Annotated in this window: 17 protein-coding genes; 14 read left to right on the top strand and 3 right to left on the bottom strand. The window is 72.8% G+C overall.

The annotated features are described in order from the left end of the window. The first annotated feature begins 487 nt into the window (after positions 1 to 487). From OO63_RS47600 to OO63_RS26505, 5 genes are all read left to right on the top strand, one after another. Positions 488 to 730, top strand: coding sequence for a hypothetical protein (locus OO63_RS47600; RefSeq protein WP_157854054.1), 243 nt, complete (start codon positions 488 to 490; stop codon positions 728 to 730). A gap of 173 nt (positions 731 to 903) precedes the next feature. Continuing rightward, positions 904 to 1,338: a roadblock/LC7 domain-containing protein gene (locus tag OO63_RS26520; protein ID WP_030357202.1), complete on the top strand. Its 435-nt coding sequence runs from the start codon at positions 904 to 906 to the stop codon at positions 1,336 to 1,338. Between the two features lie 2 nt (positions 1,339 to 1,340). Further along, positions 1,341 to 1,712 (top strand): DUF742 domain-containing protein, encoded by a 372-nt coding sequence (locus OO63_RS26515; RefSeq protein WP_030357052.1) that lies wholly within the window; start codon positions 1,341 to 1,343, stop codon positions 1,710 to 1,712. Then, complete coding sequence (locus tag OO63_RS26510) at positions 1,690 to 2,289, top strand: GTP-binding protein (protein ID WP_030357053.1); 600 nt, start codon at positions 1,690 to 1,692, stop codon at positions 2,287 to 2,289. The genes OO63_RS26515 and OO63_RS26510 overlap by 23 nt, the downstream gene beginning before the upstream one ends. Positions 2,290 to 2,305: 16 nt before the next feature. After that, on the top strand, positions 2,306 to 2,887 hold the full coding sequence (locus OO63_RS26505; RefSeq protein WP_030357054.1) for a GAF domain-containing protein: 582 nt from the start codon (positions 2,306 to 2,308) through the stop codon (positions 2,885 to 2,887). A gap of 81 nt (positions 2,888 to 2,968) precedes the next feature. Here the strand turns inward: OO63_RS26505 and OO63_RS26500 are convergent, their stop codons facing one another. Further along, positions 2,969 to 4,870, bottom strand: a complete 1,902-nt coding sequence (locus tag OO63_RS26500) for a DUF2264 domain-containing protein (protein WP_030357055.1) — start codon at positions 4,868 to 4,870, stop codon at positions 2,969 to 2,971. A 229-nt stretch (positions 4,871 to 5,099) separates the two neighbouring features. Between OO63_RS26500 and OO63_RS26495 the strand changes: the two genes are divergently transcribed. The 9 genes from OO63_RS26495 (at position 5,100) to OO63_RS26455 (ending at position 14,300) form a co-directional block, all read left to right on the top strand. After that, positions 5,100 to 6,284, top strand: coding sequence for a Gfo/Idh/MocA family protein (locus OO63_RS26495; protein ID WP_030357056.1), 1,185 nt, complete (start codon positions 5,100 to 5,102; stop codon positions 6,282 to 6,284). Between the two features lie 204 nt (positions 6,285 to 6,488). Next, positions 6,489 to 7,517 carry an L-threonine 3-dehydrogenase gene (gene tdh / locus OO63_RS26490; RefSeq protein WP_030357057.1) on the top strand — a complete coding sequence of 343 codons (1,029 nt, stop codon included), beginning with the start codon at positions 6,489 to 6,491 and terminating at the stop codon, positions 7,515 to 7,517. Between the two features lie 97 nt (positions 7,518 to 7,614). Next, positions 7,615 to 8,817, top strand: coding sequence for a glycine C-acetyltransferase (locus OO63_RS26485; RefSeq protein ID WP_030357058.1), 1,203 nt, complete (start codon positions 7,615 to 7,617; stop codon positions 8,815 to 8,817). A 277-nt stretch (positions 8,818 to 9,094) separates the two neighbouring features. Then, on the top strand, positions 9,095 to 9,994 hold the full coding sequence (locus OO63_RS26480) for a LysR family transcriptional regulator (protein WP_030357059.1): 900 nt from the start codon (positions 9,095 to 9,097) through the stop codon (positions 9,992 to 9,994). 259 nt (positions 9,995 to 10,253) lie between these two features. Then, on the top strand, positions 10,254 to 11,120 hold the full coding sequence (locus OO63_RS26475) for an ABC transporter permease (RefSeq protein WP_030357060.1): 867 nt from the start codon (positions 10,254 to 10,256) through the stop codon (positions 11,118 to 11,120). Positions 11,121 to 11,138: 18 nt separating this feature from the next. Next, on the top strand, positions 11,139 to 12,182 hold the full coding sequence (locus OO63_RS26470; RefSeq protein ID WP_030357061.1) for an ABC transporter substrate-binding protein: 1,044 nt from the start codon (positions 11,139 to 11,141) through the stop codon (positions 12,180 to 12,182). A gap of 37 nt (positions 12,183 to 12,219) precedes the next feature. Then, a complete protein-coding gene (locus OO63_RS26465; protein ID WP_030357062.1) occupies positions 12,220 to 13,074 on the top strand; it encodes an ABC transporter ATP-binding protein in 855 nt (284 codons plus the stop codon). A gap of 57 nt (positions 13,075 to 13,131) precedes the next feature. Beyond that, positions 13,132 to 13,731 (top strand): helix-turn-helix domain-containing protein, encoded by a 600-nt coding sequence (locus OO63_RS26460; RefSeq protein WP_033264468.1) that lies wholly within the window; start codon positions 13,132 to 13,134, stop codon positions 13,729 to 13,731. Next, complete coding sequence (locus OO63_RS26455; protein WP_051811216.1) at positions 13,728 to 14,300, top strand: GNAT family N-acetyltransferase; 573 nt, start codon at positions 13,728 to 13,730, stop codon at positions 14,298 to 14,300. The genes OO63_RS26460 and OO63_RS26455 overlap by 4 nt, the downstream gene beginning before the upstream one ends. Before the next feature lie 37 nt (positions 14,301 to 14,337). On the opposite strand, the gene OO63_RS26450 is transcribed toward OO63_RS26455, so the two are convergent. Beyond that, complete coding sequence (locus OO63_RS26450; RefSeq protein WP_078619370.1) at positions 14,338 to 15,234, bottom strand: sugar phosphate isomerase/epimerase family protein; 897 nt, start codon at positions 15,232 to 15,234, stop codon at positions 14,338 to 14,340. A gap of 10 nt (positions 15,235 to 15,244) precedes the next feature. Beyond that, positions 15,245 to 18,709 (bottom strand): ThuA domain-containing protein, encoded by a 3,465-nt coding sequence (locus OO63_RS26445; RefSeq protein WP_030357066.1) that lies wholly within the window; start codon positions 18,707 to 18,709, stop codon positions 15,245 to 15,247. Positions 18,710 to 18,742: the final 33 nt, after the last annotated feature.

The following is an 18,742-nucleotide window of genomic DNA, read 5'->3' as shown; positions in this document are numbered from 1 at the left end:
CGGGGGCCCCCCCCCCCCCCCCCCCCCCCCCCCCCCCCCCCCCCCCCACCCCCGCCACACCGCCCACCGCCCCACCCCGCATCCCCACACGCAGCCGCACTCACCCTCGTACCAGGGAACCCACACCTCTCACGAACCCCACACCCCCCAGGAATCCCTCGCCCCCCACCACGCCCACGACCCCCTCGGCCTCCAGGACACGGGCGCGCTCCACGAGACCGGCACGCCCGCACCCCAGACGCCCTCGGCGCCCCCCGTCCCGCGGCACGGGCACCCGGGCACCACCGGCGCCCTCGGCCCCACCGGCCCCGGCACGACCACCGGGCCCACCCCCCTGCCCGTCCGGGGTCCCCGAGGCGACCGGCCCACCCCCGCCGAGGCCGTACCGGGTATCCGCCCCGAGGACCGGCAGAGCGCCATCGAGCACACCGCGACCCCGCCGCTGCCCCGCAACGGCGCGGTCCGCGGCCGGGTCGGCAGACCGCAGTTGCCCAAGCGCCGCGCCCAGGAACACCTGGCACCCCAGCTGCGCGACGCCAGGGCCCCGCGCGCGGACGACGAACACGTCGGCCACGACCCCGGTCTGATGGCCGCCTTCCAGCGCGGCATCGGCCTCGCCCAGGCCGCCGAGGCCCGCGACCTGCCCCGGGACGGCGCGGCCGGGGCGAACCCCGGGCCCGGACCCACCGCGACCGCCGACCGAGCAGGCCGTGCCGACCAGGGCGGCTGACCGCGCCGGGCGCACCGAGGGCACCGGGCCCGCCGGCGGCACGAACCGCGCCGGTCGTCCCGGACGTGCCCGCGCCGACCAGGGTGACCGACCGCACCACCCCCGCCCCGTCTGCGTCCCCCGCAGACCTCGAGAACTTCGAGAACCCCCGTACTTCAAGGAGTCGATCCACCATGGCGAGCGATGCGCCGACCGGCCAGGTATCCGATCTCGACTGGCTGATGAGCGGCCTCGTGCAGCGGGTGCCGCACACCCACAGCGCCGTCCTGCTGTCCTGCGACGGCCTGGTGAAGTCGGTCCACGGCCTCGACCCGGACAGCGCCGACCACATGGCGGCGCTCGCCTCGGGGCTCTATTCGCTGGGGCGCAGCGCGGGCGTCCGGTTCGGGGACGGCGGGGACGTCCGGCAGGTGGTCGTGGAGCTGGACTCCACGCTGCTCTTCGTCTCCACGGCAGGGTCGGGCACCTGTCTCGCGGTGCTCGCCGGGCGGGACGCGGACGCGGCGGTGCTCGGGTACGAGATGGCGATGCTCGTGAAGAGCGTGCGCCCCTATCTGGTCACAGCGCCGCGGCAGCCCGCTGTCGAGCCCGCGTCGATGAGGCACTGAGCGTGGGGGCCCCGCACGACGGGCCATGGCTCGACGACGCCGCGGGGCGGCTCATCCGCCCCTACACGGTCAGCGGCGGGCGCACCAGACCGACGGCGCAGCTCGACCTGCTGTCTCAGGTGCGGACGACCGGAACCGTCCCGTCCGGCTATCTGGGCCCCGAGCACGCCCTGGCGCTCGGCCTGTGCGAGGCCCCCACGTCGGTCGCGGAGATCGCCGCCCAGCTGAAGCTGCCGGCGGTGGTGACCAAGGTCATCCTGTCCGACCTCGTCGACTGCGGGGCGATCACCACGAGAGCCCCGGACTTCTACCACAACCCCACTGACCGGTCCCTGTTGGAGGCAGTGCTCGATGGACTACGACGACAGCTCTGACGCCTTCCCGACCGCGCTGAAGATCTTGGTCGCGGGCGGGTTCGGGGTCGGCAAGACGACCTTCGTGGGCGCGGTCAGCGAGATCGCGCCCTTGAGTACCGAGGAGTTGCTCACGACGGTCAGCGAGGGCACCGACGACCTGGCGGGCGTGGAGCACAAGACCACGACGACCGTCGCCATGGACTTCGGGCGGATCACCCTCGACCCGGCGCACGTGCTCTACCTGTTCGGCACCCCCGGCCAGGAGCGCTTCTGGTTCATGTGGGACGAGTTGTCCGAGGGGGCGCTCGGCGCGGTCGTCCTCGCCGACACCCGCCGCCTGGAGGACTGCTTCGCCGCCGTCGACTTCTTCGAGCAGCGCGGCATGGGCTTCATCGTCGCCATCAACGAGTTCGACGGCGCCCACCGCTACGAGCCCGAGGAGGTGCGCGCCGCCATCGACCTCGACCCGCAGGTCCCGGTCGTGCGCTGCGACGCCCGCATCTCAAGCTCCGGCATCCAGACGCTTCTCACCCTCGTACGCCACCTGCTCGCCCACGCGCCCGCCGCGCCCACCTTCGGAGCCCGCACGACATGACCCCTGGAGCACGCCGATGACATACGAAGCGACCGGTCGGCTGCTGCTGACCCCGGTCGACAAGGAGGCACCGGCGCGCGTGCGGCGGCTGCGGGAGCTGGGCCTCGGGGAGCGGCCCGAGCCCGGCCTCGACGCGTTCGCCGACCGGCTCGCGCGGATCATGGACGCGCCCTACGCCATGGTCACCTTCATCCACGAGGAACAGCAGTTCTTCGCCGGGCTGCACCTGCCCGACGCCACCGAGCCGCCCCCCGACGCGGCCGAGCCCCCGGCCGCGTCCTTCGAGCGCCGGACGGGCCGCGAGCGCGGCTACTGCCCGCACGTCGTGGTGCGCGGCCGGGCCCTCGTCCTCGAGGACGTGGGCGACTATCCGCGATTCGCGGGCAACCCCGTCGTCGACGAGATCGGCATCAGGTCCTACCTGGGCGCGCCGCTCGCCGACCGGACGGGCCTCGTCCTCGGCACCGTGTGCGTCGCGGACGTGCGACCGCGGCCGTGGGGCCGCGCCGGGCTCGACACGATCAAGGCGATGGCGGCCGAGCTCGCCGAACGCGTCCGGCGGCGCGAGGACGACGGGGACACGGCCGCCCCCCTGTGACCGCCCGGAGCCCGCGGCCGCGCCGCGGAGCGCGAGGCCCACGGAGCACGAGACCTTCGGCGCACGACTTCGCAGAGCACGTCAGAGCACGAGCTCCTCGCCGTCGGGGAACGTGACCCGCACCGCGTCGCCGCGCACGACGCAGCCGATCGCCTCCTTCAGGGCCCACGGCCGGACGTCGTCCCGGGTCAGGACGACCAGCGTGACGTGGACGCTCGCACCGCCCGGGTGGGCGCCCGCCAGCAGGTACGGCGTGGCCGAGTGGGGCCCGTAGGCGTTGGCCTCGACCTCCCGGACCGCGTCGGCGGCCTCCGGCTCGGCGCCCCACCCGTGCAGCCCGACGACCGCACTCGTCAGCCCCGCCTCCGTACGGGCGAGCGCCCACCCCGGTCCCCGCTCGACCTGCGGCGGTGTCCCGTCCGCCACCGCGTACCCGCCCTCGCGGACCGCCGCGCCCGCGGGCGCCCGCACCCGGTGCGCGCGGATCTCCCACGGGCCGTACAGGGCGCTGGTGGTGAGGATCGGGTACGTGTCCTCGGTGCCCGGGAAGCAGGCGTCGTGGCGGGACGAGGCGACGCGGCCCGCGCAGGCCAGCGGGTGGATGCGGCGGCGGCGTGAGGCGGTGCCGTCCGGGGCGAGCAGCGCGAGGTGTCCGTCCACGGCGCGCTCCCAGGCGCGCGGGGCGGTCTCGGGGGCCGTCGCCGTGGAGTAGCCGAACTTGGCGTAGTGCGGGTCGTCCGTCGCCGGTCCTTCGGTGTCCTCGACGGGGTTGTGGTCGCTGCCGTGGTTGACCAGGCGGACGATGCCGTCGTGGCGGGTGCCGTGCAGCAGCCAGCCGGGCCGGGGCAGCGCCGTGTACCGGTCGGACTCCTCGACGGGCAGCGGGAGTTCACGGTCGGTCCACACCGGGTGGTCGGCGGGCAGGAGCAGGCCGAGGAAGCCCTTGCTCGCCCAGTACGGCGACGCCGGTCCCGAGTAGGCCTGCGTGGACGGCAGATGGGTGCCGTACCAGCCGAGCGGGAGCAGGCCCCGCTCGTCCGGGACGCCGCGCTCCACGAAGTGCCGGGCCGTGCCGGAGGCGAGACGGCGGGTCAGTCCCGGCGCCAGCGGCGAGCAGTCCGCGAGGGCGCCCATCCACACGGGCGCGGTCGCGGCGAAGCGGTAGGTGAGGGAGCGGCCCTGGTGCACGGGGGCGCCGTCGGCGCCGAAGAAGTCCGGGTAGGTGGCGAGGAACTGGGCGAGCCGTTCGCGGTAGACCGCGCCGCGGCCGCCGTCGTGGCCGGGGCCCGCCATGCGCGCCCACAGCAGGGGGTACAGGTGCAGGGCCCAGCCGATGTAGTAGTCGAAGTTGCGGCCGTCGCCGTCGCTGTACCAGCCGTCGCCGCGGTACCAGTCCTCGATGCGGTCGAGGCCGCCGTCGATGTCGGCCTGCCGGTGCGGGGCGCCGACGGAGGCGAGGAACTGCTCGGCCACGACCTGGAAGAGGCGCCAGTTGTTGTCCCAGGTGCGGGCGCCGACGAAGCCCGAGAGCCAGTCGACGACGCGCTCCCGCACCTCGGTGTCGAGCCGGTCCCAGAGCCACGGCCGGGTCTCGTGCAGGCCGACGGCGATGGACGCGGCCTCCACCATCTGCTGGGAGCAGTCGGTGAGTTCGGGCCAGGCCTCGCCGCTGTCGCGGTCCGTGCCCGCCGTCAGGCCCAGCGCGTAGCGCTCCACGAGCGCGGGGTCCGCGTCACCGGCCGCTCCCGCGATCCGGAAGGCGGCGAGCAGGAAGGACCGCGCGAACCCTTCGAGCCCGTCCGACACCACCCCCGACCAACTCCCGCGCCCCGGCAGGCGGTACTGCGCGAACCTCGGCGTGGCATACGGCACCAGGGCCTGGAGCTGCCGGTCGGCGAGCGCCTCCCAGTGCGCGCGGGTCCAGCCGGTGAGCGGGGAGCGGACCCGGTCGGCGGGCGGGAGCGCGAGGTGGGGCGGAGTCATGGGCGGGATCCTCGGGTCGAAGTGCGATACGCCGTGGACAGTAAGCGTGTACTGCGGCGAGGCTGTACGCCAGAGGCTGTGGGGGAAGAAGTGCAAGGGGGTGACTGTAAGTGGCGTGCTGGCTTGGTAGTAAGCGGTTTCTGGGCGATGCCTTCTGCGGGGCGTCCACACACCCCGAGAAGGCTCCTCACGGCCGGGAAAGGCTCCTCACGATCGAGAAAGGCACCCCATGACCGACCTCCGTCTCGGCGTCCTCGGCTACGGCCTGCGCGGCTCCCTCGCCCGCACCGCCCACCGCCCCGGCGCGGGCTCCCGCGTCACCGCGCTCGCCGACCACGACCCCGCCGCCCGCACCGCCGCCGCCCTCGCCTTCCCCGGCGCCCGCATCGCCGCCGACCACCGCAAGGTCACCGAGGACCCCGACGTCGACGCCCTGATGATCCTCACCCCCGACCACACCCACACCGCACTGGCCTGCGAGGTGCTGCGCGCGGGCAAGCCGGTGTGTGTGGAGAAACCCCTCGCCATCGACGTCGAGGGCTGCGACGCGATCCTGCGCGCCGCGTACGAGAGCGGAACCCGCCTGTACGTCGGGCACAACATGCGCCACATGCCGGTGGTCCGGCTGATGCGGGACATCGTGGCGCGCGGCGAGATCGGTACCGTCAAGACGGTGTGGGTGCGCCACTTCGTGGGCTACGGCGGCGACTGGTACTTCAAGGACTGGCACGCCGAACGGCGCTATACCACCGGCCTGTTGCTCCAGAAGGCCGCCCACGACATCGACGTCCTGCACTGGCTCGCGGGCGGCTTCACCCAGCGGGTGCAGGCCCTCGGCGACCTCATGGTCTACGGCGACAACCCGCACCGCCGCGCCACGGGCGAGCCCAAGGCCGACGACTGGTACACCGAGGACGGCCACTGGCCGCCGGACACCCAGCGCGCCCTCAACCCCGTGATCGACGTCGAGGACGTGTCGCTGGTCAACATGCGCCTGGACAACGGGGTCCTCGCCGCCTACCAGCAGTGCCACTTCACGCCCGACTACTGGCGCAACTACACGGTCATCGGCGACGCGGGCCGCCTGGAGAACTTCGGCGACGGCCCCGGCGGCGTGGTGAAGGTGTGGAACAGCGGGCGCTCGGCGCACCGGGAGCGGGGCGACGCCGAGTATCCGGTGCCGGACGCCGAGGACGCAGCGGGGCACGGGGGCGCGGACCCGCTGCTCGTCGACGAGTTCGTGCGGTTCGCGCGGGACGGCGGCGGCACCGACACCTCGCCGGTGGCCGCGCGGATGGCCGTCGCGGCGGGAGTGCGGGCCACCGAGTCGCTGCGGGACGGCGGCGCGCCGCGCACGGTGCCCGAGCTCGACCCGGAGCTGGTCGCGTACTTCGATCGGGGGCAGTCGCGCTAGCCCGTCCGGGCCCGGGAACGCGGGGCCCGCCTGCGGTCTGAAGGAAAGCTGCGGCCGCGCTTAAGAAATCCTCGATGGACCCGCGCCGCGAGGTACGGAAGATTGCTGTGCGTCGGTGTGCGACCGGTGCGGGTCACCGGTACGGGATGTGCACGAGCTGTACGGGCCGCCGGCACCCCCCAGACGTACGACAGGAGCCGACGCGTGAAAGCGCTGGTCAAGGAGAAGGCAGAGCCGGGTCTCCGGCTGATGGACGTCCCCGAGCCCGAGGTGGGCCCCGGCGACGTCCTGATCAAGGTGTTGCGCACCGGGATCTGCGGCACCGATCTGCACATCCGGGCCTGGGACGGCTGGGCACAGCAGAGCATCAAGGCGCCGCTGGTCGTCGGCCACGAGTTCGTCGGCGAGGTCGTCACCGCCGGCAGGGACGTCGCCGACATCAAGACCGGGGACCTGGTCAGCGGCGAGGGCCACCTGGTGTGCGGCAAGTGCCGCAACTGCCTGGCCGGGCGCCGCCACCTGTGCCGTGCGACGGTCGGCCTCGGCGTCGGCCGCGACGGGGCGTTCGCGGAATACGTCGCGCTGCCCGCCTCCAACGTGTGGGTGCACCGGGTGCAGGTCGACCTCGACGTCGCCGCGATCTTCGACCCGTTCGGCAACGCCGTGCACACGGCGCTGTCCTTCCCGCTCGTCGGCGAGGACGTGCTGATCACCGGCGCGGGCCCGATCGGCCTGATGGCCGCCGCCGTCGCCCGGCACGCCGGCGCCCGCCACGTCGTCATCACCGACGTCAGCGAGGAGCGCCTGCAGCTCGCCCGCAAGACCGGCGTCAGCCTCGCCCTCAACGTCGCCGAGTCGACGATCGCCGACGGCCAGCGCGAACTCGGCCTGCGCGAGGGCTTCGACATCGGCCTGGAGATGTCCGGCAACCCGCGCGCGATGCGCGACATGGTCGCCAACATGACCCACGGCGGCAAGATCGCCATGCTCGGCCTGCCCGCCGAGGAGTTCGCCGTCGACTGGTCCCGCATCGTCACGTCGATGATCACCATCAAGGGCATCTACGGCCGCGAGATGTTCGAGACCTGGTACGCCATGTCGGTGCTGCTCGAAGGCGGCCTCGACCTCGCGCCCGTGATCACCGGACGCTACGGGTACCGGGACTTCCAGGAGGCCTTCGACGACGCGGCGAGCGGCCGCGGCGGCAAGGTCATCCTCGACTGGACCGCCTGAGCCCCCGGGCCACGGCCCGCGCGCGGCTCCGCCCGCACGCTCGTCTCCGCACCCTCCGTCTCCGCACCCCTCGTCCCGCACTCCCGAAGGACTCCTGATGTTCGACTCCGTACGCGACGCCCTCGCCGCCGACCTCGAAGAGATCCGCGCCGCCGGTCTGCACAAGCCCGAGCGCGTCATCGGCACGCCCCAGTCCGCGACGGTCTCCGTGACTGCGGGCGGGCGCCCCGGCGACGTACTGAACTTCTGCGCCAACAACTACCTCGGCCTCGCCGACCACCCCGAGGTCGTCGCCGCCGCCCACGAGGCGCTCGACCGGTGGGGCTACGGCATGGCGTCCGTGCGCTTCATCTGCGGCACCCAGGAGGTGCACAAGGAACTGGAGGCCCGCCTGTCCTCCTTCCTCGGCCAGGAGGACACGATCCTCTACTCCTCCTGCTTCGACGCCAACGGCGGCGTCTTCGAGACCCTCCTCGGCCCCGAGGACGCCGTCATCTCCGACGCCCTCAACCACGCCTCCATCATCGACGGCATCCGGCTCTCCAAGGCCCGCCGCTTCCGGTACGCCAACCGCGACATGGCCGACCTGGAGAAGCAGCTCAAGGAGGCCACCGAGGGCGGCGCCCGGCGCAAGCTCGTCGTCACCGACGGCGTCTTCTCCATGGACGGCTACGTCGCGCCGCTCGCCGACATCTGCGACCTCGCCGAGCGCTACGACGCCATGGTCATGGTCGACGACTCGCACGCCGTCGGCTTCGTCGGCCCCGGCGGTCGGGGCACGCCCGAGCTGCACGGCGTCATGGACCGCGTCGACATCATCACCGGCACGCTCGGCAAGGCGCTCGGCGGTGCCTCCGGCGGGTACGTCGCCGCGCGCGCCGAGATCGTCGCCCTGCTGCGCCAGCGCTCGCGTCCCTACCTCTTCTCCAACACCCTCGCCCCGGTGATCGCGGCCGCCTCCCTCAAGGTGCTCGACCTCCTGGAGTCGGCCGGGGACCTGCGGGAGCGGCTCGCCGCCAACACCGCGCTGTTCCGGTCCCGGATGACCGAGGCCGGCTTCGACATCCTGCCCGGCGATCACGCCATCGCCCCTGTCATGATCGGCGACGCCGCCGTCGCCGGACGCATGGCCGAGCTGCTCCTGGAGCGCGGCGTGTACGTCATCGGCTTCTCCTACCCCGTCGTGCCCCAGGGGCAGGCCCGCATCCGGGTGCAGCTGTCGGCGGCGCACTCCGCGGAGGACGTGAACCGGGCTGTGGACGCGTTCGTCGCTGCGCGGGCGGAGCTGGACGCGGCGTAGTCCTCGCGGGGTGGGTGTCCCGGTGCCGTGGGACGGGGGCACCCTCGAATCGGCGCTCCGCGCCTCGTCCTCAATCGCCGGACGGGCTGAAACTTCGCCGGGGCGGGCCGGAGAGGTACCGCGGGGCTGAGGGTGCCGGGCTGTTGCTCAGCCTGTCCGAGGTTGGGCGGGTGGGTGGGAGAAAGCCCGTCCGGCGATTGAGGACGAGGCGCGGAGCGCCAATCAGGGGGGAGAGGGGCGCAGCCCCATGTGAACGCGCCGGTGGGACAATGACCGCATGATCGAAGCGCGTCGGCTGCACATCCTCCGCGCGGTGGCCGACCACCGCACCGTCACCGCAGCGGCCGCCGCCCTCTACCTCACCCCGTCCGCCGTATCACAGCAGCTCACAGCCCTGGAGCAGGAGACGGGCCACCGCCTGGTCGAGCGCTCCGCGCGGGGCGTACGCCTGACGCCCGCGGGTGAGATCCTGCTGGCCCACACGAACGCCGTGCTGGCCCAGCTGGAGCGCGCCGAGGCCGAGCTGGCCGCGTACGACGCGGGCAGCGCGGGCACGGTGACGCTGGCGTCGTTCGCCACCGGCATCGGCCTGGTCGTGGCCCCCGCCCTGACCCGCCTCGCCGAGACCGCCCCCGGCATCCGCGTCCGCGTCCAGGACGCCGAGGGCGACGCCAGCCTGCCGATGGTCCTGGACCGGCAGGTGGACGTCGCGGTGGCCGTGGAGTACCGGGGCGCGCCCGGCGCGGACGACTCACGGCTGACGCGGGTGCCCCTGTACGCGGAGCCGTTCGACGCGGTCCTGCCCGTGGGCCACCGCGCGGCGGACAACGAACGGGTACCGCTCGCCGATCTTGCCAAGGACCCGTGGATCGGCCCGTTCCCGGGCAACCCCTGCCACGACGTGGTGGTTCTGGCCTGCGAACAGGCCGGTTTCCAGCCGGTCCTGGAGCACACGTCGGACGACTTCCGCGCCGTCGTCGCCCTGGCCTCGGCGGGCGCGGGCGTCGCCCTCGTACCGAGGTCCGCGCTGCGCGGGATGGACATGGCGGGAGCCGTGGTCCGGCCGGTGGACGGGATCACGCCGACGCGGCGGGTGTTCGCGGCCGTGCGCCGCGGCGCGGAGACGCATCCGCTGATCGCCCCGGTGCTCGGCGCCCTGGGCGACGCCGCGGCGTAGGCCCCGGCGCCCCCACCCGGCCCGGCGGCAGCCCACCGCCCCCGGAATTCCGCGTTCGGAACTTCGCCACGACGTATTGACCCTGTGGTCGGCGAGTCATTAGCGTGGCGGACACCGTGTCAGAAAGCGCTTTCTGAAACGTGCGGAGCGCATGGTGTGCGTGCCGTGTGCGAGGTGCGTGAGGTGTTTTCGCGAGGCGGTTCCGGCAGCAACTCGAGGTAGCCCTGACGACTTTCGCCGACGTTCCGGGGAGTCCACCGTGAGTCAGCGCGTCCTGTCCCGTACTGCCCCGAAAGAACCGGCGGGTGTCGCCGAGCGCGCCCGGCACGGCCCGCGCCGCCGCGCCCTGGACGCGGCCGAGAAGACCTGGCGGCCGCTGGCCCTGCTGCTGGTGTGCTTCGGCGCCTGGTGGGTGATCGCCGCCGCGGGCTGGGTCGAGTCGTACCTCCTGCCCACCCCCGGCGCCACCCTCGACGTGATCGTCGACAAGCCCGGCTATCTGTGGGAGCACGGCTGGGTCACCACGTACGAGACCCTGCTCGGCTTCCTCATCGCCGTCGGCGTGGGCATCCTCAGCGCCGTGGTGATGGTGTACTCGTCGACCGTCGAGAAGACCCTGTACCCGATCCTGCTCTTCGCCCAGGTCGTGCCGAAGATCGCCATCGCGCCGCTGTTCGTCGTCTGGCTCGGCTTCGGAATCGGCCCGAAGGTCCTGATCGCCGTCCTCATCGCGTTCTTCCCCGTGGTGATCTCGATGGTGACCGGGCTCAAGGCCGTGGACCCGGAGATGCTCCAGCTCTCCGCCACCATGGGCGCCCGGCCCTGGCAGACCTTCCTGAAGATCCGCTTCCCGGCCTCGCTGCCGCATCTGTTCTCCGGCCTGAAGGTCGCCGTCACGCTGGCCGTGACGGGCGCCGTCGTGGGCGAGTTCGTCGGCGCGAACGAAGGCCTCGGCTACGTCATCCTGCAGGCCAACGGCAACCTCGACACCCCGATGCTGTTCGCCGGGCTGCTCGTGATGTCGCTCATCGGCGTCGTCCTCTTCGTCCTCGTGGAGATCGCCGAGAAGCTGCTCCTGCCCTGGCACGCGTCCCGCCGCGACACCGCCGCCACCATCACGCTCTGACGCGAGAAGGGCCGACCCATGCACGCGACGCGCAGAAACCGAATCCGCACCGGCCTCCTCCCGCTGCTCCTGGTCTCCGTCACCGCGACGGCCTGCGGCGGGGACGACAAGACCACCGTCAGCGACTCCGGCGAGAAGCTGGACAAGGTGACGCTCACCCTCAACTGGTATCCGTACGGCGAGCACGCGCCGTTCTACTACGGCAAGCAGCGCAAGATCTTCGAGAAGCACGGCATCGACCTGGAGATACGCGCCGGCCAGGGCTCCCAGAAGACGGTGCAGGCCACCGGCACAGGGCGTACCGACTTCGGCTGGGCCGACACCCCGGCCGTCCTCGCGGGCGTCGACCAGGGCATCAAGGTCAAGAGCCTCGGCGTCTACCTCCAGACGACGCCCGCCTCCGTGCAGTTCTTCGCCGCCGACGGCGCCGACAAGATCGACGCGCCCGCGGACCTCAAGGGCAAGACCGTCGCGGGCACCGCGGGCGACGCGCTCACCAAGACCTTCCCGATCTTCCTGGAGAAGAACGGCATGGACCTCGACGACGTCCAGGTCCAGAACACCGACCCGGCGGGCAAGATCGCCGCGGTGATCTCGGGCCGCACGGACGCCCTCCTCGGCTACGCCAGCGACCAGGGCCCGATCATGCGGAACAAGGCCAAGAAGGACGTCTCCTACCTGCGCTTCTCCGAGCACGGCCTGAACTTCTACTCCAACGGCCTGATCGCGGGGACCAAGACCCTGCGGCGCGGCGGCGACCTCGCGGGGCGCATGACCGCGGCGGTCAGCGAGTCCTGGGCCGCCGCCCGGAAGTCCCCGCAGCCCGCGGTCGCCGCGATGGAGGGCGCGTCCGGGCAACTGCCGCCCCGCGAAGTCCTGTCGGAGCAGTTCAGGACCACGCTCACGCTGCTCCATACGGACGCCACCCGCGGCAAGGCACCCGGCGTCAACACCGAGGCCGACTGGAAGCAGACGATCCGTGTCTTCGCGGACGCGGGCATGGTCAAGAGCCCGAAGCCGGTCGCCGAGTACTGGGACGAGGCCAACGGGGTGAAGGGATGAGACGGCCGACGAGGTCCGGGGACAGCGGGGGCAGGGGATGACGACCGTGAACGACACGGCACTGAACAAGAACGACACGGCACGGAACGACTCCGACGCGGTGCCCGGCCGGAGCGCCACCGCGCCCGCCGTCCGCCTCGACGGCGTGTCCGTCCGCTTCCGCACGAAGAGGAAGGACGTCACCGCGCTCGCCGACGTCTCCCTCGACGTGGCACGCGGCGAGTTCGTCGCCATCGTCGGCCCGTCCGGGTGCGGCAAGTCCACGCTCCTCAAGCTGGTCGCCGGGCTGCTCGCGCCGTCGGCGGGCACGGCGCTGCTCGGCGGCGAGCCGGTGCGCGGACCGCGCCGCGACATCGGCTACGTCTTCCAGCGCGCCGCCCTCCTCGACTGGCGCTCGGCCCGCCGCAACATCCTGCTCCAGGCCGAGATGCGCGGGCTCCCCGCGCCCGCGGCCCGCGCCCGGGCCGACGAGCTGATCCGCATGACCGGCCTCGACGGCTTCGAGGACGCCTACCCGCACGAGCTGTCGGGCGGCATGCAGCAGCGCGTCGCCCTGTGCCGCGCCCTCCTGCACGAGCCACCCGTCCTCCTCATGGACGAGCCCTTCGGCGCCCTCGACGCCCTCACCCGCGAGCAGATGAACGTCGAACTCCACCGCATCTGGCGCGAGACCGGCACAACGGTGCTCCTGGTGACCCACTCCATCCCCGAAGCCGTCTATCTGGCCGACCGCGTCGTGGTGATGAGCCCGCGCCCGGGCACGGTGACCGAGGTCATCGAGGTCGGACTGCCCAGGGAGCGGGCGTACGCGGCCACGCTCGCGTCGACCGGGTTCCGCGAGGCGACGGGGCGGATCCGGGAACTCCTCGGGGCGGCGGGGGCACACGACTGAGGGGTCCCGTCCGGAGCCAGTCGCGCGCTGTCTCGTATATGGGATAGCATCCCGAATATGGGAACCGATGGAGGGGTGGTGGCCGACCCGGCCGCCCCCGGCACTGACGTGGACGCCCGGCTCGCCACCCGCCTGTCGGGGCTGCGGGCCGAACACGGCTGGTCCCTCGACGAGTTGGCGGAGCGCAGCGACGTCAGCAGGTCGACGCTCTCGCGGGCCGAGCGCGGCGAGATCAGCCCGACGGCCGCGATCCTGAACCGGCTCTGCGGCGCCTACGGCCGCACCATGTCGCAGCTCCTCAGTGAGGTCGAGGCCGAGCCCGCGCAGCTCGTGCGCGCGGCCGAGCAGGCCGTGTGGGCGGACGAGGCGTCCGGTTTCGTACGGCGGTCCGTCTCGCCGCCGCACGCGGGCCTGCGCGGCGAAGTCGTCGAGGGCACGCTCGCCCCCGGCGCCGACCTGACGTACGACCGGCCGCCCGTCCCAGGGCTCGAACAGCACCTCTGGGTCCTCGACGGCGACCTCGAAGTGACGGTGGGCGGCGCGCCGCACGCGCTCGCCACCGGTGACTGCCTGCGGTTCCGGGTGTGGGGCGGCACCCGCTTCCGGTGCGGGGGCCAAGGCCCCGTGCGCTACGCGCTCCTGGTGGTGGCACCGTGACGACGATCCCGGACCTGGGCGCCGAGCGCCTGACGGCAGACCGACTCGCCGCACTGGCCGGAGAACTGGGCGACCTCCTGATCGACGCGGTGGACGACGGTGCGTCCATCGGATTCCTCGCCGGGCTCGACGGCGAGACCGCCGCGGCCTGGTGGCGCGACCGGGCGGCGGACGTGGCCGCCGGGTCCGCCGCGACCTGGGCCGTCCGCGAAGCCGGCCGCGTCACCGGCACCGTGAGCCTCGCCTTCGCCGACAAGCCCAACGCCCGCCACCGCGCCGAGCTGGTCAAACTCCTGGTGCACCGCGAGGCCCGCGGCCGCGGCCTCGGCCGGGCCCTGCTCGCCCTCGCCGAACGGGAGGCCGCACGGGCGGGTGTGACGCTGCTGCTCCTGGACACCGAGACGGACAGCCCCGCCGAGACCCTGTACGTCACGGCGGGCTGGACCCGCGTCGGCGTCGTGCCGGACCACGCGGCGGATCCGGCGGGGGTGCCGCGCCCCAGCACCTTCTTCTACAAAAGCCTGGTCCAGGGCCCGGACCAGGCCCTGGACCAGGTGCGGAAGACGTAGCCGCTCGCCACCCCGGCGGCCCCGCACCCCGGGCGCCTCAGTACCGCAACGCCGCCAGATACCGATAGCTGTTCCACGCCGTCGCGAACGGATCCGCGGGGTTGTCGTGCTCGACCAGCCACTGCCGCACCCCGCCCCCGCGCGCGTGGTCGAACATCGCCGCGAAGTCCAGCGTCCCCGAGCCCACGTCGGCGAAGTCGCCGTTCGGGGCCATGTCCTTGACGTGCAGCGCCGGGAAGCGGCCGGGGTGGCGCACGAAGCAACTCCCGGGATCCGCGCCGCCCTTGACGGCCCAGTACACGTCCAGCTCGAAGCCGACCAGGTCCGGGTCGGTCTCCGTGAGGAGGATCTCGTACAGGTTCACGCCGTCGACCACGGCGTGGTCCGAGCCGTGGTTGTGAAAGAGCAGACGGCCCAGGCCCGCGTCCCGCGCCGCCCTTCCGATCCGGTTGAACCCCCGTGCCGCCTCCCGGAATCCGGCGGGCGAGTGCAGCGCCCCCGGGAGGCTCGGCACGACGGGCCAGGCGGCGCCGAGCGTGTGCAGGTCCGCGAGGGCCTGGCCGAGGCCGGGGCCGCGCAGGACGTCGTACGCGACGTGTTCGAGGACCGCGTCCAGGCGGGCGGCGTCCAGCATGCGCCGGATGGCGGCCGCCGAGTGCCCGTGCCGGCCGCTGACGCCGACCGTCGCGTAGCCCATCGCCGCGAGCCGCTCCAGCGTGCCCGGGAAGTCCTGCGCGAGGGCGGTGCGCATCGTGTAGAGGTGCATGCCGATGCCGCCGCGCGGGATGCGGCGGCACGGGCGGCCCGGCCCGCCCGCCGCCCACGCGGGCGCGCCGCTCGCGAGGCCCGCTGCGAGCCCCAGCGACGTACCGAGGAAGGCACGCCTGCCCCGGTGTCCGTCCCCGCCGCTTGCTCTGGTCGTCGAGTCGTCCATGGCGGCCTCCTCACTTCACCGTGATCCGGACGGAGCCGGTCGTCGTGTCGCCCTTGTCGTCCGTGACGGTCAGCCGTGCCGTGTACGAGCCCGCGCGCGGGTAGGCGTGTTCCGCGGTCGGGCCTTCCGGAGCGCCCGGCTTGGAGTTGTCCCCGAAGTCCCAGTGGTACGAGGCGACTTCGCGTCCGGCGGGCAGCTGCGGCTTGCCGATGAGGCGGACGGTGAGCGGTGGGGCGCCGCTGTCCGGGGCGGCCGTGACCGTCACGCGGGCGTGCGGGTTCTTCTCCACGCCGGGGCCGTTGAAGTGCAGCCAGTCCACGGTGAACAGGTCCGGCTTGTCCTCGGCCCACTGCGGGTTGGTGAACACGGCGTAGAGCTTCGTCGTGCCGTCGTGGCGGGCGAGCTGTGTGGTGGGGGAGATGAAGTTGCTGTAGCTGCCGGTGTTCGGCACCGTCACCTTGCCGAGGAGCCTGCCCGTCGGCGAGCCCGCCCGGAACTCGACGTCGCCGCCGAGCCCGCCGGAGGCCGCGCCCACCGTCACCGAGTCCACGCCCTTCAGATGCACCGGGTCGAAGGCGACCCAGTCGCCGTCCTCGATCTCGATCAGCCGCTTCCCGCCGGACGCGTCAGGTCGGCTGCCCGTCTCCGCGCCGCCGTGCGCGCCCCCGGTGGCCGTGCGGTGCTCCGCCTCCCGCAGCGAGGTCCTGAGCGTCAGCGCGTCGGAGCCGGTGAGCGCGGGCACGCCCGGGGTGCCCTTGTCCGTGTACTGGGCGGTGATGCCGTAGTACAGGTTCTGGCCCGGGCCGTGGCTGTCGCCGGTGTCCGTGACGATCTCGCCCTTGCAGCCGGTGTGGTTGTCCAGCGGGTGCAGATGCGAGTCGTGGCCGAGCTGGGACTGCACCACGACCTTGGAGCAGTCGATCTTCCGGTCCTCGGGGTCGGTGACCTTCACCGTGAACGGGACGGTGTCGCCGAAGCTGAACATGCCGCCGTCCGGCGGCTGTTGGACCGTCACCGTCGGCCGGGTGTTGCCCACGGTGACCTCCCGCACGGCGAGCCCGGCCAGGTCGCCCGGCCCCGTGACCTTCAGACGCGCGGTGAACTGGCCCTTCTTCGTGTACGTGTGGGTCGGGTTCGCCGCCGTGGAGTCGGTGGTCCCGTCACCGTCGAAGTCCCAGGCGTACGTCACCGGCTTGCCGTCCGGCAGTCCCGAACCCGCGCTGGAGAACGCCACCTTCAGCGGCAAGGTGCCGTTGTCGGGCGTGGCGCTCACACGGGCGTCCGGCAGCCGCTTGTCCGCCACGTAGTCGATGCGGTAGATGCCGGAGCCTTCGTTGCTGCCGCCGCGCCCCGTGCCGCTGCCGAGCCCGAAGTCGATCACGTACAGGGCGCCGTCCGGACCGAAGTCGGCGTCGAAGGGTTGGTTCCACTTCATGTCCGGGAAGATCCCGTTGATCGAGTGCAGATCGCCCGCCTTGGCGGGCGGGAACCGCGGATCGGTGAACTCCTGGTCCTCCTCCTGGACCGAGAACGCCTTGAACCACTGCCGCGTCAGCTCGTACGTGAACCACTTGCCCTCGAAGTACTCGGGGAACTTCGTCCGGTACGGGTTGTCGGCGTCGTAGTCGTAGACGGGACCGCTCATCGGGCCGCCGCCCCCGGTGCCCAGCTCGGGGAAGCGCGCGGAGGCGGAGTAGGCGTACCAGACGTCGGCGGCCTTCGCGGCCGGCAGGTCCCGCAGGCCCGTGTTGTTCGGCGAGTCGTTGACGAGCTTGCCGCAGTCGAACTTCGCGCCGGGCTTCTGGGCCGCGAAGTCGTAGTCGTTGAAGGGGGTGTTGTCGCCCACGCAGTACGGCCAGCCGTAGTTCCCCGCCTTGGTGATCCGGTTGAACTCCACCGTGCCCTCCGGGCCCCGGTCGGGCACGGCCTGCCGCGCGTCCGGGCCGTAGTCGGCGACGAGGAGCGCGCCGCTCACCGGGTCCGTGGTGATCCGGAACGGGTTGCGCATGCCCATCGCGTAGACCTCGGGGCGCGTCTTGTCCGTGCCGGGCGCGAAGAGGTTGCCCTCCGGGATCCCGTACGTCCCGTCGTCCTTCGGCGTGATCCGCAGGACCTTGCCGCGCAGGTCGTTCGTGTTGCCCGAGGTGCCCTGCGCGTCCCAGGCGCGGCGGCCCTCGCGCTCGTCGACCGGCGTGAAGCCGTCCGACGCGAACGGGTCGGTGTTGTCGCCCGTCGCGACGTACAGGTCACCCTTCCTGTCGAAGGCGATCGAGCCCGCCATGTGCGAGTTCGCCCGCCCCTCGCCGCGCAGCGTCGGGATGGTCAGGAGCCGCTTCTCCGAGGCCGGGTCGACCTTGCCGCCCGCCTCCGTGAACCGCGACAGGTTGAGGCGTTTCTCGGCCTTGTCCGAGTGCAGCAGGTACAGCCAGTGGTTGGAGGCGAAGTCCGGGTCGAGGGCGAGCCCGAGCAGACCGTCGGACTGGCTCGTCATGTCCGGCGTGTACGCGAAGTCGAGGGCCGTCGTGACCTTCAGCGTCTCCTGGTCGATCACCTTCAGCCTGCCGGTGCGCTGGATGAAGAACACCCGCCGGTCCGGCGCCACCGCCAGCTCGAACGGGTCGGCGAGATCCTCGGTGACCAGCGGCGTCCGCTGGAACGCGCCCGTCTTCGTGGCCGTGCAGTCGCCCGCCTTCGCCCCGGCCGCCCACTCGATGCCGCCAAGCAGGTGCCGCAGGAACGCCTGCTCCGAGAACGCCGCGGACGCGTGCCCGCCCGCCGTGTACCAGGAGCGGCCGCCGTCGTAGTTCTGGCACCACGACCACGGGTGGTCCACGCCCTCGTCGAGGCCGTCGACCCCGTCACGCACCTTGATCTGCGCGAGCGTGTGCACCTTCCCGGTCGGATTGGCGCGCCAGTTGTACCACTCCTCCTCGCGCTCCCACAGCTGCGGAAGCCCCTTCGTGGACGGGTGCGCCTGGTCCAGGACCTTGATCCGGCCCTTCTGCACCGGCGGATGCTTGTCGAAGATCGCCCCGACGAGCCCCTCGTACCAGCCCCAGTCCCGCTCGCTCGCCGACGCCGCGTGCAGCCCCACCCAGCCGCCGCCCCCGCGCACGAACTTCTGCAGCGCCGCGCGCTGCGCCGCGTCGAGCAGGTCGCCCTTCTCCGGCGTGGAGTTGGTGTTGTTGAAGACGATGGCCTGGAACCGCCCCAGGCCCGCGTCGGTGAAGGCCCCCGCGTCGTCGGTGGCCTCCACCTCGAAGCCGTGCTCGGCGCCCAGCTTCTTGATCGCCTCGATGCCCGCGGGGATGGACTCGTGCGGGTAGTTGGTGACCTTGGAGAAGACCAGGACCCGGAAGGCCGCCGCGGCCTCCGCGCGCGGCGGCGCGGACAGGCCGAGCCCGACGAGCAGGGCGAACAGCGCGACGAGGACGGTGAACGGTCTGGACATGCGGGCACTTCGCGTGGAACTCATGGCGCTCCCTGGGCTTGGACGGCTGCCGGTAGC

The organism is Streptomyces alboflavus (assembly GCF_000716675.1).
Taxonomy (GTDB): Bacteria; Actinomycetota; Actinomycetes; order Streptomycetales; family Streptomycetaceae; genus Streptomyces; species Streptomyces alboflavus.
The sequence above is the reverse complement of the archived record's forward strand: the minus strand, read 5'-3'. Positions and strand labels throughout refer to the sequence as shown.